The 14,883-nt window shown below is 69.7% G+C and carries 12 protein-coding genes, 1 rRNA gene and 1 riboswitch; of the genes, 6 read left to right on the top strand and 7 right to left on the bottom strand.

Annotated elements, in window-relative coordinates; all coding sequences use genetic code 11:
• Positions 1–66 (bottom strand): 16S ribosomal RNA (locus ACIBEJ_RS47185); the annotation flags it as partial.
• 412 nt (positions 67–478) lie between these two features.
• On the opposite strand from ACIBEJ_RS47185, the gene ACIBEJ_RS47180 reads away from it, so the two are divergent.
• Both ACIBEJ_RS47180 and mgrA read left to right on the top strand, forming a co-directional pair.
• Positions 479–2,527: a S9 family peptidase gene (locus ACIBEJ_RS47180; RefSeq protein ID WP_397189546.1), complete on the top strand. Its 2,049-nt coding sequence runs from the start codon at positions 479–481 to the stop codon at positions 2,525–2,527.
• A complete protein-coding gene (gene mgrA, locus ACIBEJ_RS47175; protein WP_397189545.1) occupies positions 2,524–3,516 on the top strand; it encodes an L-glyceraldehyde 3-phosphate reductase in 993 nt (330 codons plus the stop codon). Before ACIBEJ_RS47180 ends, mgrA begins: the two co-directional genes overlap by 4 nt.
• A gap of 55 nt (positions 3,517–3,571) precedes the next feature.
• Here mgrA and ACIBEJ_RS47170 read toward each other — a convergent pair whose 3' ends face one another.
• Complete coding sequence (locus ACIBEJ_RS47170; protein ID WP_397189544.1) at positions 3,572–5,977, bottom strand: flippase-like domain-containing protein; 2,406 nt, start codon at positions 5,975–5,977, stop codon at positions 3,572–3,574.
• A gap of 415 nt (positions 5,978–6,392) precedes the next feature.
• Between ACIBEJ_RS47170 and ACIBEJ_RS47165 the strand changes: the two genes are divergently transcribed.
• From ACIBEJ_RS47165 to ACIBEJ_RS47155, 3 genes are all read left to right on the top strand, one after another.
• Entirely contained in the window at positions 6,393–7,481 is a 1,089-nt protein-coding gene (locus ACIBEJ_RS47165; protein WP_397189543.1) for a M28 family peptidase, read from the top strand.
• A 94-nt stretch (positions 7,482–7,575) separates the two neighbouring features.
• Entirely contained in the window at positions 7,576–9,129 is a 1,554-nt protein-coding gene (locus tag ACIBEJ_RS47160; RefSeq protein WP_397189542.1) for a M20/M25/M40 family metallo-hydrolase, read from the top strand.
• Between the two features lie 54 nt (positions 9,130–9,183).
• A complete protein-coding gene (locus ACIBEJ_RS47155; protein ID WP_397189541.1) occupies positions 9,184–11,175 on the top strand; it encodes a molybdopterin-dependent oxidoreductase in 1,992 nt (663 codons plus the stop codon).
• Here the strand turns inward: ACIBEJ_RS47155 and ACIBEJ_RS47150 are convergent.
• Positions 11,162–12,091, bottom strand: a complete 930-nt coding sequence (locus tag ACIBEJ_RS47150) for a GNAT family N-acetyltransferase (RefSeq protein ID WP_397189540.1) — start codon at positions 12,089–12,091, stop codon at positions 11,162–11,164. The genes ACIBEJ_RS47155 and ACIBEJ_RS47150 overlap by 14 nt on opposite strands.
• Before the next feature lie 75 nt (positions 12,092–12,166).
• Between ACIBEJ_RS47150 and ACIBEJ_RS47145 the strand changes: the two genes are divergently transcribed.
• Positions 12,167–12,607 carry a hypothetical protein gene (locus tag ACIBEJ_RS47145; RefSeq protein ID WP_397189539.1) on the top strand — a complete coding sequence of 147 codons (441 nt, stop codon included), beginning with the start codon at positions 12,167–12,169 and terminating at the stop codon, positions 12,605–12,607.
• On the opposite strand, the gene ACIBEJ_RS47140 is transcribed toward ACIBEJ_RS47145, so the two are convergent.
• The 4 genes from ACIBEJ_RS47140 to ACIBEJ_RS47125 form a co-directional block, all read right to left on the bottom strand.
• Positions 12,576–13,490, bottom strand: a complete 915-nt coding sequence (locus tag ACIBEJ_RS47140; protein ID WP_397189538.1) for an NADPH:quinone oxidoreductase family protein — start codon at positions 13,488–13,490, stop codon at positions 12,576–12,578. The two genes, ACIBEJ_RS47145 and ACIBEJ_RS47140, sit on opposite strands and share 32 nt — an antisense overlap.
• Positions 13,487–13,954, bottom strand: coding sequence for an SRPBCC family protein (locus ACIBEJ_RS47135; RefSeq protein ID WP_397189537.1), 468 nt, complete (start codon positions 13,952–13,954; stop codon positions 13,487–13,489). The genes ACIBEJ_RS47140 and ACIBEJ_RS47135 overlap by 4 nt, the downstream gene beginning before the upstream one ends.
• Before the next feature lie 24 nt (positions 13,955–13,978).
• Complete coding sequence (locus tag ACIBEJ_RS47130; RefSeq protein ID WP_397189536.1) at positions 13,979–14,362, bottom strand: VOC family protein; 384 nt, start codon at positions 14,360–14,362, stop codon at positions 13,979–13,981.
• Between the two features lie 96 nt (positions 14,363–14,458).
• On the bottom strand, positions 14,459–14,785 hold the full coding sequence (locus ACIBEJ_RS47125; RefSeq protein WP_397189535.1) for a DMT family transporter: 327 nt from the start codon (positions 14,783–14,785) through the stop codon (positions 14,459–14,461).
• Positions 14,786–14,820: 35 nt separating this feature from the next.
• A riboswitch (guanidine-III (ykkC-III) riboswitch) is annotated at positions 14,821–14,879 on the bottom strand.
• Positions 14,880–14,883: the final 4 nt, after the last annotated feature.

The raw sequence follows: 14,883 nt of genomic DNA, 5'->3' as shown, positions 1-14,883 counted from the left end.
CTCGACTTGCATGTGTTAAGCACGCCGCCAGCGTTCGTCCTGAGCCAGGATCAAACTCTCCATAAGATGTTTGAACCAAGCAAATCTCATCAATACAGACGAGGTGTTGCATGAAACTTCATGCACTGGCTTTTAACACACTGTTGAGTTCTCAAGAAACGGTGTTTCGTTGTGTCTTAATTCTTTCAGCCGGTCCGCTTGGTGTCAAATTGACACTCGCGGGCTGACCTGCGGGAATTTCGACCACCCCGTCTCCGGGGCAACCCCTCTAACTTACTCGCTCCGCGACCGACTAGCAAATCGATCACCGGAACCAGCGCGTCACCAGGGGATACCGACCCAGCACACGCCAGAGCCACCCGAGAGAGGTGGTTGGTTGCGCCGCACTGCGTCGGCTTTAGAAGATTAGCAGCGCCCCAGACCACTCGGGACACGTTCCGCAACACAGAACGATCACAGCCGAACATAGACTCCCCCCGTGAGCAGGAACACGCCGCCGACGGCGAAGAAGGTCCCGACTGAGCGTCTCCATCACGGTGACACCGTGATCGACGAATACGCGTGGCTGACCGACAAGGAAGATCCCGACACGGTCGCCTATCTGGAAGCCGAGAACGCGTATCTCAAACAGGAGACCGCTCACCTGGCCGACCTCCAGGAGCAGGTCTTCCAAGAGATCAAGAGCAGGACGCAGGAAACCGACCTTTCCGTGCCCAGTCGCAAGGGCGCGTGGTGGTACTTCACCCGGACGGAAGAGGGCAAGCAGTACGCCGTCTCCTGCCGAGTCCCCGCCACCGGAGACGAGCCGCCGGAGATCCAGCCCGGCAAGATCCTCGACCACGAACAGATCCTGCTGGACGGCAACGAGCTGGCCGGCGACAGCCCGTTCTTCTCGGTCGGCACCAGCGCGGTCTCCCCCGACGGCACGATGCTGGCCTACTCCACCGACTACAAGGGCGCAGAGCGCTTCACCCTGCGCTTCAAGAACCTGACCACCGGCGAGACGCTCCCCGACGAGATCGAGGACATCTTCTACGGCGGCGCCTGGTCCGCCGACGGCTCCACGTTCTTCTACACCCGGGTCGACGACGCCTGGCGCCCGTACCAGGTCTACCGCCACACCCTCGGCACCCAGGACGACGTCCTGGTCTACGAGGAGTCCGACGAGCGGTTCTGGGTCGGCATCGGGCTGACCCGCAGCGAGCGCTACCTGGTCCTGGGCGCCGGCAGCAAGATCACCAGCGAGGTGCGCCTCCTGGCCGCCGACGACCCGTCCGGCGAGTTCCAGCTCGTACGCCCCCGCGAGACCGGCGTCGAATACGGCGTCGAGCACGCCGGCGACTTCTTCTACGTGCTGCACAACAAGGCGGCGGAGAACTTCGAGATCGCCACCGCCCCGCTCGGCTCCCCCGGCGACTGGACGCCGCTGATCGGGCACCGCGAGGACACCCGTCTGCTGGAGATCGACGCCTTCGAGAACCACGCCGTGGTGCACTTCCGCCGCGACGGTCTCACCGGCCTGCGCGTCCTGCCCAAGGACGCCGACGCGTACGAGATCGACTTCCCCGAGCCCCTCTACGACGTCAGCCCGGCGGGCAACCCCGAGTTCTCCACCGGCAGGCTCCGGCTGGCCTACACCAGCATGATCACCCCGCCCAGCGTGTACGACTACGACCTGGCCACGCACGAGCTGATCCTGCTCAAGCAGCGCCCGGTGCTCGGCGGCTACGACTCCGGCGACTACGAGCAGGTCCGCGAGTGGGCCACGGCCGAGGACGGCACCCGCGTCCCGATCTCGATCGTGAAGCGCAAGGACGCCGCCAAGCCCGCCCCCACCGTCCTGTACGGCTACGGCAGCTACGAGACCTCGATCGACCCGAGCTTCTCCGTGGCGAGGCTGTCCCTGCTCGACCGCGGGTTCGTCTTTGCCATCGCGCACGTGCGCGGCGGCGGCGAGATGGGCCGCCGCTGGTACGAAGAGGGCAAGATGACCCGCAAGAAGAACACCTTCACCGACTTCGTGGCCGCCGCGCGGCACCTGAAGGCGGCGGGCTGGAGCGAGCGGGTGATCGCCAGGGGCGGCTCCGCCGGCGGCCTGCTGATGGGCGCGGTGGCGAACCTGGCTCCGGAGGAGTTCGCGGGGGTGGTGGCCGAGGTGCCGTTCGTGGACGCGCTGAACACCATCCTCGACCCGTCGCTCCCGCTGACCGTGATTGAGTGGGACGAGTGGGGCGATCCGCTGCACAACTCCGATGTCTACGCGTACATGAAGAGTTACACGCCCTACGAGAACGTGGACGGCCGGCCGTACCCGCCGATTCTCGCGATCACGAGCCTGAACGACACGCGGGTCCTCTACCACGAGCCCGCGAAGTGGATCGCCAGGCTGCGGGCGATCGCGAACGGCGGGCCGTTCCTGCTGAAGACGGAGATGGGCGCCGGGCACGGCGGCCGCAGCGGACGTTACGACGCGTGGCGCGAGGAGGCGTTCGCGCTCTCCTGGATCATCGAAAGGGGCACCGCATGACCTACCAGGCGGACGAGAGCCGGTATCAGGACCGCATGCCGTACAACCGGAGCGGGCGCAGCGGGCTCAGGCTGCCCGCGGTCTCGCTGGGGCTGTGGCACAACTTCGGCGACGACCGTCCGCTGGAGAACTCGCGCTCGATCCTGCGACGGGCCTTCGACCTGGGCGTGACGCACTTCGACCTGGCCAACAACTACGGCGTGCCGTACGGCTCGGCGGAGCGCAACTTCGGCACGATCTTCGCCCAGGACTTCGCGCGGTACCGGGACGAGCTGATCATCTCGACGAAGGCCGGTTACGACATGTGGCCTGGCCCGTATGGCGAGTGGGGGTCGCGCAAGTACGTGCTGGCCAGCCTCGACCAGTCGCTGGGCCGCATGGGGCTCGACTACGTGGACGTCTTCTACAGCCATCGGCCCGATCCGCAGACGCCGTTCGAGGAGACGATGGGGGCGCTGGACCACGCGGTCCGGTCCGGCAAGGCGCTGTACGCGGGCATCTCCAATTATTCGGCCGAGCAGACGGCGCAGGCGGCCAGGATCATGCGTGAGCTGGGCACGCCGCTGCTGATCCACCAGCCGTCCTACTCGATGATCAACCGCCGGATCGAGGAGGGGCTGCTGGACGTGCTGGAGGAGGCGGGGATGGGCTGCATCGTCTACTCGCCGCTGGCGCAGGGGCTGCTGACCGACCGCTACCTGAAGGACGTGCCGGCCGACTCGCGGGCGGCGACCAGCAGGTTCCTGACGGCCGAGCGGGCGGAGCGCGACCGTGAGCTGGCGCGCGGCCTCAACGGCATCGCCCAGCAGCGCGGCCAGACGCTCGCCCAGATGGCCCTGTCCTGGGCGATGCGCGACCCGCGCGTCACCAGCGTGCTGATCGGCGCGAGCGGCGTGAAGCAATTGGAGGACAACGTGGCCTGCGTGAACGGCCCGGCCTTCACCGAAGACGAACTGGCCCAGATCGACAAGCTCACGGGGTCTGATTAGCCGAGCTTCGCTCGGCACACCCTGCGATGAATTCCTCGCTTCGCTCCGGGATCCATCACAGGGCCTCATGTTTCTGCAGCCACGTGAAGGCCGCCCATCCCGGTAGGACGGGCAGCCAGAACGTGAGCAGGCGGTAGAGCAGGACGGCCGAGGTGGCCACGGCGCTGTCGACGCCGGCCACCGTGAGGCCGCCCGCGAGCGCGAGTTCGACCGCGCCCAGACCACCCGGTGTGGGCGCGGCCGAGCCGATCGCGTTGGCGGTCAGGAAGACCACCGCGACGGCGGTGAAGGAGATGTCCCCGCCGAACGCGGAGACGCAGGCGTCGAGGCAGGTCACGAACGCGATCGTGATCATCACGGTCCCGGCGAAGCCCTCGAACATCTTGCGCGGCGACTGGAGCACGTCCAGCAGGCGCGGCAGCACATTCGAGAACAGCGAGCGCAGCCGCTTGGTGAGCATCCTGCGCAGCGGCGGCACGCCGAGCACGGCGACGATCAGCACCGCGACGGCCAGCATCACCAGGACGAGCCCGCGCGAGGGCGTGAACGAGGTGGCCGTGCTGGAGCCGGTGATGTAGGCGAACAGCAGTAGCAGGCTGATGTGCGCGATCAGCATGACGAGCTGTGAGGCGCCCACGCTGGCCACCGCCGAGGCGGGCGGGATGCCGCGCTTCTGCAGATAGCGGGTGTTGATGGCGACGGCGCCCACCGCGGGCGGCGCGACCAGCTTCACGAACGACGAGGCGAACTGCACCAGCACCGTCCGCCACAACGGCAGCGACTCCGGCACGAACCCGCGCAGCATGAGCGCGGCGGCGATGAAGCTGACGAACGAGGCGGCCAGCGCCAGCAGCGACCACGCCCAGTTGGCGGTGGTGATGACGGTGACGAGGTTGACCTGGCTGAGCTGCGACAGCAGGAAGTACGCGGCCAGCGTGCTGGCGATGATCGTGACCAGCGTGCGCGGCCGGAACCGCTCCAGCCGGATCTCCTCGACCTTGGCCTGCGGCCTGAGCGCCTCGATCTGCTCCCTGATGGCCGGCAGCAGCCCCTTGTCCTTGGCCAGCGCGGCCCTGGTCTGCCGGGTCAACGCGATCTTCTGCAGCAGCGGCATCGCTCCGGCCAGCGCGTCCTCGCCCACCACGCGGGCGGCCGAGGCGACCGAGCGCTCGGCGCCGACGCGCAGTGCGAGGTAGGTGAGCAACTGCACGACGTCGAGCCGCAGCAGCAGGTCGCCCGCGGCGATCTCGCCGCTCCTGGCGTCGGTCAGGACGACCCTGCCGTCGGTGTCGACGTGGATGCTGTCGCCGGTCAGCCGCCGGTGGGCGAGCCGTTGCAGGCGCAGCAGTTCGAGCTGCTCCCAGATCTGGGCGAGCAGGTCGTCGTCGATCTCGGAGTCGGGCAGCGCGTCGAGGGGGCGGGTGCTGAGGTGCTCGTAGGCGAGGAGCGCGGCTTCGGTGCCGACCTCGCTGGTGCCGAGCAGGCGCGGGGTCGAGGCCCCCGCCGCCTGGGCGGCGTAGGCCATGAGCGCCTCGCGCTCGAGCTCGGCGCGCAGCGACCTGATCGCCCTGCGCCTGGTCTCGGAGTTGAGCCTGATCCGCCGCCACAGCCGGTACGGCAGGCCGGCCACCTGCCGGTCCCGGTCGAGAACGGTGACGTCGAGGCTGGTGCCGTCGTGGAGCTTGACCGCGTAGCGGCGGCTGCCCTGGTGGTCGTCGGCGATGCGCCGGGCGCTGACCGGCTGGAAGGAGAGCTTGCGCAGGGCGGCGATGACGGCGCTGCCCGCGGGTCTGGTGTTGGGGCTGCCGACGCCGTACAGCGTGCCGTAGCCGATGGCCATGCCGGCCACGATCGTGACCATGGCGCTGGGCAGCGTGAGCTGCTTGCTGGTGAACAGCGAGAGCACGTCGAGCGCGATGACCGTCCAGATCAGCGCCCGCCAGGTGGGTCTTCGCGAGATGCGTACGGCGGTGCTGTAGGCGACGACCGAGGTGAGCAGGGTGTTGAACGGCTCCACCCCCGGCCGGTTGCCGGTGAGCAGTTGCCGCAGGTCGCCGGCGGCGTCGGAGGACATGACCCACTCGCCGATGAGGAATGAGCCGACCAGGCCGATGATCGCCGCGATGAGCCCTTCTGCCACGCGCAGGCCGTCGCGGTGGAAGACGCGCTCGACCGCGAAGGCGACCGGCACGATGAGGACCGCGCCGCCGCCGAGGAAGGCGGCGACCCGGCTGAGCAGGTTGGGCACGAGGTTGGCGCCCTCGGCGACGTCGCCGGCCAGGCCGTTCAGCGTCTGCTTGGCGACCAGCGACAGCAGGACGACGGCGGCGAGCGCGAGCAGGGCGGCGAGGAAGCGCAGCAGGTCGGAGGGGCGGCGCAGGCGTTGGGGCAGGAGCGGTTCGACGACGTAGACGTCCGCGTCCTTGTCGCCGGCCGCTGTTTCCTCGCGCGGCTCAACCACGGCCGGGTTCCTCTGCGAGAGGTCCGCCGTGTCGTCCCGTTCTCTGATTTCCGCCACCGAACGCGATTCTGTACCTTCCGGGCCAGACCGTACGATCTTTGGCCTCTAGTTTCTCCGATCGTCTGCTGAAGCAACGCCCAGGGTAAGGACTCGCCCAGCGACGACGCGTCTAACCCCGATTCGCGGCCAACGTTGGCATCCTCAGGCCATGATCACTCATACGATGCTGATCCTGGCCCTAGCCGCGCCGGGCGAACCGCTCGTAGATGCGGTCAAGGTGGACAACGTACTAGGACATCTCCAGGCCTTCCAAGCCATCGCTGACGCACACGGGGGCACCCGGGCAGCCGGCACGCCCGGATACGACGCATCTGCAGCCTATGTGGCCGCGCGGCTACGTGACGCGGGTTACACCGTGCGGCTTCAGCCGTTCGCCTTCGATTTCTATCGGGAACTGGCTCCGGCGGTGGTGGAGGGCGGCGGGCGGACCCTCTCGGGCGTGAGCACGCTGAGGTACTCGGGGACCGGGGACGTGACCGCTGCGCCGCAGGCCGCGGGCGAGGGGTGCGCGGCCCGTGACTTCAAGGGCTTTCGCGCCGGGCGGATCGCGGTGGTGCGGCGGGGCACGTGCATGTTCGAGGTGAAGGCGGGCAACGCGGCCGCCGCGGGGGCCAGGGCGCTGATCGTGGTCGACCAGAAGGGTTCCTTCTCGGGCAGCGCGGGGGCGCCGCAGCCGATCCCGGTCGTGGGGGTGCCGCCGGAGGCCGGCGCGCAGGTGGGCAGGCTGAAGACGGTCAGGGTCGTGACGAAGACCGTGAGCGAGCAGCGCATCACGCACAACGTGCTGGCAGAGACGCGGGGCGTGGGCAAGGCGGTGATGGTCGGGGCGCACCTCGACTCGACGCTCGACGGGCCCGGCATCAACGACAACGGCTCGGGCAGCGCGGCGACCCTGGAGATCGCGTTGCGGGCGGCCCGGACGCCGCTCCGGCGGCCGGTGCGGTTCGCGTGGTGGGGCGCGGAGGAGGTGGGCCTGCTCGGGTCCGGCCACTATGTGCGGAGCCTGTCTCCGGCCGAGCGCGGGCGGATCGCGGCGTACCTGAACCTCGACATGATCGCCTCGCCCAACTACACGTTCTCGATCCTCGACAGCGACGACTCCGAGCGGACCGGCGCGGGCGCGGGGCCGAAGGGGTCGGCCCGGGTGGAGCGGGCCTTCCAGCGGTTCTTCCGCGAGCGCCGGCTGCCGTTCCGCGCGGCGGACCTGACGGGCCGCTCGGACTACGGGCCGTTCGTCGCGGCCGGGATCGCCTCCGGCGGGCTGTTCACCGGCGGCGAGGAGAAGAAGACGGAGAAGGAGGCCGGTCTGTTCGGCGGTACGGCGGGCCGGCCACTCGACACGTGCTACCACCAGCCGTGCGACACGTTGCGGAACATCAGCGTGAAGGCGCTGGAGGTGACGGCCGACGCGGTCGCCGCGGCGGTCGGCCGCCTGGCCGGATAACAAACTCCGGGGCAACACCTTCCCCAGCAACCCCCCTTCAGCATATTTTTCACGCTATCGGGGGGAATAGCTGCACTTTTCACCGAGGAGCCTTATGCGTCGTCGCCTGTCCGCAGGCGTGCTGGGTGCGGCCGCGCTCGCACTCGTCACCCCCCTTGCCCTGACCGCTCCCGCCCACGCCGACCACGGCCGCGATCCGTCCCGCCAGCTCGTCCAGGCCGTCAAGGGCAAGAACGTCGAACGCCACCTGCGCGTGCTCGACCTGCTCGCCAAGGCCGGCGGCGGCACCCGCGTCTCCAGCAGCCGCGGCTACGACCTGTCGCGTGACTACGTGGCCACGCTGCTGCGGGCCGTCGGCTACAAGGTGACGGTCCAGCCGTTCGAGTTCACCTTCGACGGCTACAAGACCAAGCCCGTGCTCGAACGGCTCTCGCCCAGCCCGAAGGCGTACAAGAACGGCTTCTTCAGCGACTACGTCGCGATGGGCGACTCCCCCGCCGGCGGGGCCACCGGCCAGCTCCAGGCCGTGGACCTGGTGCTGCCGCCCGCGCCGCAGCCGTCGTCCACCTCGGGCTGCGAACCGGGCGACTTCACCGGGTTCGTCAAGGGCAACGTGGCGCTCATGCAGCGCGGCACCTGCAACTTCGGGGTCAAGGCGAAGAACGCCCAGGACGCCGGGGCCAGCGCGGTGATCGTCTTCAACGAGGGCCAGCCCGGCCGCACCGACGTGGACCTCAACCCGGCGCTGAGCGACCCGTCGATCACCATCCCGTCGTTCTTCACGAGCTTCGCCGTGGGCTCCGACCTGGCCTCGACGCCCGGCGCGAGCGTCAAGCTGAACTGGGACCCGATCGTCGAGAAGCGCACCACCTACAACGTGATCGCCGAGTCGCGCGGCGGCCGGGCCGACAACGTGGTGATGATGGGCGCCCACCTGGACAGCGTCCAGGAGGGTCCGGGCATCAACGACAACGGCTCGGGCACGGCGGGCGTGCTGGAGGTCGCGCTGCGGATGGCCAGGTTCCAGCCGGCCAACAAGGTGCGGTTCGGGTTCTGGGGCGCGGAGGAGTTCGGGCTGCTCGGGTCGAAGCACTACGTCGAGTCGCTGTCGCAGGAGGAGAAGAACGCGATCGGGCTCTACCTGAACTACGACATGATCGGCTCGCCGAACTTCGCGTACCACATCTACGACGGTGACGGCGATGCGTTCGGGGTGCCGGGGCCTGCCGGTTCGGCGCAACTGGAGAAGGACTTCCAGGGCTTCTACGGCGGGCGCGGCCTGCCGTTCAAGCCGAGCGAGTTCGACGGGCGCTCGGACTACAAGGCGTTCATCGACGCCGGGATCGCCGGCGGCGGACTGTTCACCGGGGCCGAGAAGAAGAAGACCGAGGAAGAGGCCAAGCTCTTCGGCGGTACGGCGGGCGAGCCGTACGACCCGTGCTACCACAGCGAGTGCGACGGGATCGGGAACGTCGACGAGACCGCGCTGGACGTGAACTCCGACGCGATCGCGGCCCTGGCGGGCAAGTACACCTACAGCAAGGCGGCGCTGGACGCCATCCACAAGCCGGGGGCGCCGCACACGCCGCCCGCGGCGCGGATGGCCGCCACCGCTCACCACGACGAGGTGCCCGCGGCGACGAGCTGACGACGACGGAGCGCCTCGGGTGATCCCGGGGCGCTCTTTCGTAAGCTGTACTTTATGTCGGGAAATCTGCAGGTTTTGGGGGCATGTCCGCTGGACTGCCCTGACACGTGCTCCTGGGTCGTCACCGTCGAGGACGGCAAGGCCGTCAAGATGCGCGGCAATCCCGACCAGCCGTACACGCGGGGCGCCCTCTGCGTGAAGGTCAACCGGTATCTGGAGCACACCCAGGCGGCCGACCGGATCCTGTATCCGCTGCGCCGTACCGGGCCAAAAGGGTCGGGGCAGTTCGAGCGGATCAGCTGGGACGAGGCGCTCGACGAGATCGCCACCCGGCTGCGCGCCATCGTCGACGAGCACGGCGGCGAGGCGATCTGGCCCTACAACGGCACCGGGTCGCTCGGTTACCTGCAAGGGTGCGAGGGCGTGGCCGGGCGGCGGTTCTGGAACATGCTGGGCGCCTCCCGGCACTGGCTCAACATCTGCTCCTCCGCGGGCTCGGCCGGGCTACGGCGGGCCAACGGCACCGCGGGCGGCATGGACCCGGAGAACCTCGCGCAGGCCAAGCTGATCCTGCTCTGGGGCACCAACACGCTGACCAGCGGGCACCACCTGTGGAAGTTCATCCAGGACGCGCGGGCCGACGGCGCGCACGTGGTGGCGATCGACCCGATCAGGACGCGCACCGCCGACCAGGCCGACGAGCACCTCGCGATCCGGCCGGGCACGGACGCCGCGCTGGCGCTGGGCCTGCTCAACGTGGTGCTGGCCGAGGGCGGGCAGGACGAGGAGTACCTGGCCGCGCACACCGAGGGCTGGGATGACTTCCGCGCAGAAATCCTGGAATATCCGGTGGAACGCGTGGCCGAGATCACCGGCATCCCCGCCGCGTCCGTCCACAGCCTGGGGATGAGGCTCGCCCACACCCGCCCGACCGCGATCCGCGCCACGATGGGCATCCAGCGCCACGCCGGCGGCGGTACGGCCATGCGCACCATCACCGCCATCCCCGGCGTGACCGGCGACTGGCGTCACCCGGGCGGCGGCGTGGCGTACTCGACCAGCGACCACGTGCGCTTCACCATCGACACCCGCGAGGACCTGCTGGCCGAGCCGGTGCGCACGCTGCCCATGACCCGGCTGGCCGCCGAGCTGCCGTCGGTGAAGTGCCTGTTCGTCTACGGCGCCAACCCGCTCGCCTCGACCTCCGACACCAACAGGATCCGCCGCGAGATGCTGCGCGAGGACCTGTTCACCGTGGTCGTGGAGCAGTTCCCGACCGACACCGCCGACCACGCCGACATCGTGCTGCCCACGACCATGCAGACCGAGCACATGGACCTGCACGCCGGGTACGGCCACCTCTACCTGATGTGGAACGAGCCCGCGGTCGCGCCGCCCGGCGAGTGCCTGTCCACGACGGAGACCTTCCGGCGGCTGGCCGAGCGCATGGGCATGACCGAGCCGTCGTTGTTCGACACGGACCTGGAGCTGGCCGGGCAACTGCTGTCGAGCGGGCACCCGTCGCTGGAGGGCATCACGCTCGACCGGCTGCGCAAGGAGGGATGGATGCGGATGAGCTACCCCAAGCCCTTCGCGCCCTTCGCCGACGGCTTCCCGACCCGGTCAGGACGGCTGCGCTTCCCGCCGCCCGGCAAGGCGTACACGCCGCCGGACTCGGCGGGCAGGGACGGGCTGACGCTGATCACCCCGGCCGCCCACACGTTCCTCAACACGGTCTTCGGCAACAACCCCGAACTGCGCAGGCGGGCGAAGGACCCCGTGGTCCTGGTCAACGCCGCCGACGCGGCGGCGCGCGGGCTGAGCCACGGCCAGCGGGTACGCGTGCACAACGCCAACGGGGAGTTCCTGGCCGACGTGGAGATCAGCGACCGGGTGGCCGCGGGGGTCGTGGCCTCGCCCAAGGGTCACTGGCCGAAGTTCTCGCCCGGCGCGGCCAACGTGAACGCCGTGGTGGACGAGCGCGACGCCGACATGGGCAGGGGCGCGGTCTACCACGACAACGTCGTCGAGCTCACCCCGGTGTGAGCGGCAGCTTGAACCCCTCGTGGGACTGGGAGTAGCCGAGCGAGCGGTAGAAGCGGTGCGCGTCCTCGCGCTGCTTGTCCGAGGTGAGCTGCACCATCACGCAGCCGCGTGCCCGGCCCTTGGCGTGCGCCCACTCCATCATCCTGCGGCCCCATCCCTGGCCGCGCAGGTGGGCCGCGACGCGTACCGCCTCGACCTGGAGGCGGGTGGCGCCGTTGCGGGAGATGCCGGGGATGTAGGTGAGCTGCATCGTGCCGACGATCTCGCCCTTCAGCTCGGCCACGATCAGCTCGTTGTTGGGGTCGGCCTGGATGGCGGCGAAGGCGGCCTCGTGGGCGGGGCCGTACGCGCCGGTGCGCAGGGCTGCGACCGCGTCGTCGGCGATGAGGGCCACCACCGCGGGCACGTCCTCGGCCCGTGCCGCCCGGAAGACCAGCGACAGCACGTACTGGGAGTCCAGCAGCGCCGGGTTGGACGGCAGCGCCATGACCTCGCCCGTGGGCAGGAAGCCCTTGGCCGCGTACAGGCCACGGGCGGCGGCGTTCACGTCGACCGCCCAGAGCTCGACCTCCTGGGCCTGCCTGCCGCGCGCCCAGGCGACCACCTCGTCCACCAGCCGCGAGCCCACCTTGGCGCCCCTGGCCTCGGGGGCGACCCACATGGACAGCAGGTGCACCTGTTCCGGCCGCTCGGCCAGGCCGCAGACCATCCCGTGGATCTCACCGCCGGACGTGGCGGCGAAGTACGCGGCGTCGGGGTTGGCCAGGCGATCCGCCCACGTCTCCATGGGGAAGGCGGCCTCACGTTCATAGGTGGAGCCGAACGCGTCGGGGGCGTCGGTGAGCGCGCGCAGCCGCACCTCACGCAGGCGCTCGGCGTCGGCCGTGGTCAGGCGTTCAATGGTGAATTCAGGCATGTCCGCATCATGTCAGGGACGGGTCAGGGTCCATCCCCGATGTGAACAAGGGCAGCGAAAGGGCAACCTGAGGCCATGAACGAAATCAGCCGCCGCGACGAGATGTCGCTCTCCGGCGCCGCCCTCCGCGGCGCCCCTTGGAAGGCCGCCGTGGTCGGTGGTGGCGCCGTCGCCGCTCTGGCCTGGGTGTTCTCCGGTTTCGACGACATGTCCTGGGCGCTCGGCCTCGGCATCAACCTGTTCGCGCTGATCGCCGCCATCGGCGCGGTCGCGAACCCGGACGTCAGCGACCGGGTCACCCGCCAGGCCAGGCAGTGGTCGCTGAAGCACCCGTGGAAGTTCGCACTGCTTCCGGCCGGCATTTCGGCCGTCCTGGACTACCCGGTGCAACTCGTCCTCGACGGCGAGGGCGTCTTCGGCGCCGCCTGGGACGCGCTGTGGCACGGTGCCCTGGTCTACCTGATCGCCGCCGTCCTGACGTTCGTCATGCAGGGGCGAGCACGATCTTCCCAGTGACCCGCCGCTCCACCAGATCCGCCATGGCCCGCCCCGCCTCCTCCAGTGGCCGCACATGCGGCGCCACCGGATCGATGCCCGGCATGGCCAGCAGTTCCTCCAGCATCGCCCGGTTCTCCGCCGCATGGGTCATGGACCACGCACCCCAGTCGAGGCCCACGACCGACCGGCTGCGCAGCAGCACCTGGTTGGCGGGAAGCCGGGGGATCTCACCGGAGGCGAACCCCACCACCAGCAGCCGCCCCCGTTCGCGCAGCGCGCGCAGGGCCTGCTCCGACAGCGCGCCGCCGACAGGATCGACCGCCACGTCCACCCCCCAGGCGCGCGCCGTGGCCTTGAGGTCGTCGTAGCCGACGGCCTCGTCCGCCCCGGCCCCTGTCGCCGCCGCGCGCTTGTCCGCGCTCGACGCCGCCGCCAGCACCTCGGCCCCCATGGCCTTGGCCACCTGAACCGCGGCCAGCCCGACCCCGCCGCCCGCGCCCAGCACCAGCACGCGCTCACCCGGCCGCAGCCCCGCCCGCTCCCGCAGCGCGAACAGCGCCGTGCAGTAGCTCTGCGCGAAGGCCGCCGCTCGCGCGGCGTCCAAATGATCAGGCAGAGGTACGGCCTGCGCCGCGTGCACCACCACGTGGCTGGCGAACCCGCCGAGCCCGGTGACGGCCAGCACCCGCGTGCCGTCGGGCAGCCGGCCGGCCACCTCGTACCCGGGTGTGAACGGCAGCGGCGGCCTGATCTGGTAGCCGCCGCGGACCATGAGCCCGTCGACGAAGTTCACGCCGGCCGCCTCGACCTCGATGAGCACCTGCCCGGGTCCTGGGACGGGGTCGGGGGTCTCGACGATCTCGACGGGCTTGCCGTACTCGGTGCAGACGACCGCCTTCATCGGCGCTCCGCCACGCGCTTGAGGTTCTCCAGCGTCGTGGCCATGTTCGCGGCGTTGTGGCGGGCCCGGTCGGGGACGTTGGTGGCCCAGCCGGTGACGACCCGTACGAACGGGCCGCGGGTGTCCCACGTCTTCTGCTCGACCAGGCAGCCCTCGTCGGTCGGGGTCAGGTCGAAGCGCCAGACGGCCACGTCGAGCACGCCCCCGGCGCGCACGTGATAGGCGAAGGCGCGGCCGGGTTCCGCGGCGGTGACGGTGCAGCTCGTGGACCAGCGGCGGGCGCCGTTGCGGTTGCCGCCGACGAAGCGCGCGCCCCTTCTGGGCTCCTTGACCTCGCCGACCCAGCGGGCCTTACGGCACTCGGCGTTCCACGCGCCGAGGTTGGCGAGGTCGGTGACGATCTCGTAGACCCGCTGTGCGGGGGCGGCGATCTCGATGCGCGCGGACGCGCTTGGCTCGCTCATCCGCCCAGTGTGATCGACCGAACTTTATTCGGGCAAGCCTCTCTCGGCCTGGCTTCTGCAGACGTCGAACTCGTTGCCCTCGGGATCGCGCATGACGACCCAGCCGGGGCCGTCCGCGGTGCGGCGGTCGGCGGCGATCGTTGCGCCGAGGCCGACGAGGCGCTCGACCTCCTGGTCGCGGGTGCGGCCCTCGGTGCCGTTGACGTCGAAGTGGATGCGGTTCTTGACCGTCTTGCCCTCGGGGACCTTGACGAACAGCAGGTAGGGGTCCTGTTTGGTGCGCAACATCACTTCGTCGTCGCCGGGGACGTCGCCTTCGCCGAGCGGCAGGCCGGTGGCCTCGGACCACCAGGCGGCCAGCTCGTAGGGGTTGGCCGAGTCGATGGTGATGGCATGGATCTCAATCATGCACCCCAGCCAATCGAACACCACCAAAACCGTCAAGCCGGTTATGCGGCCGTGCGGCAGGGGAACAGACCGCACGGCCAAGTCCGTGAAGGGGGGTCAGTGGGCGGCGCCGCCCGCCAGGTTGAGTCCGACGATGCCGACGACGATGAACGCGATGCTGGCGACCCGGACGACCGACACGTTGTCCCCCATGGCGACCATGCCCACGATCGCGGTGCCCACGGCGCCGATGCCGGTCCAGACCGCGTAGGCGGTGCCGACCTCGAGCGACTTGAGGCTGTAGGACAGCAGTCCGAAGCTCAGGACCGCGAAGACCAGGAACGAGACGCTCCACCAGAGCTGCGACAGCCCGTTGCTCATCTTGAGCGACAGGGCCATCACCACTTCCAGGGCTCCGGCGATGACGAGCAGGATCCACGCCATGACGATGCACTCCCTTGCGAACGAGTCGACAATGTCGTGCGTCGTCTTGGCGAACCGGGTACGGCGCGTCTCGTCCGGGAGCTTGTCGCTCATCCCGT

This window comes from Nonomuraea sp. NPDC050790, assembly GCF_044456745.1.
Lineage (GTDB): Bacteria > Actinomycetota > Actinomycetes > Streptosporangiales > Streptosporangiaceae > Nonomuraea.
Note: the sequence above shows the minus strand (reverse complement) of the source record. Positions and strands in the feature narration are given on the sequence as shown.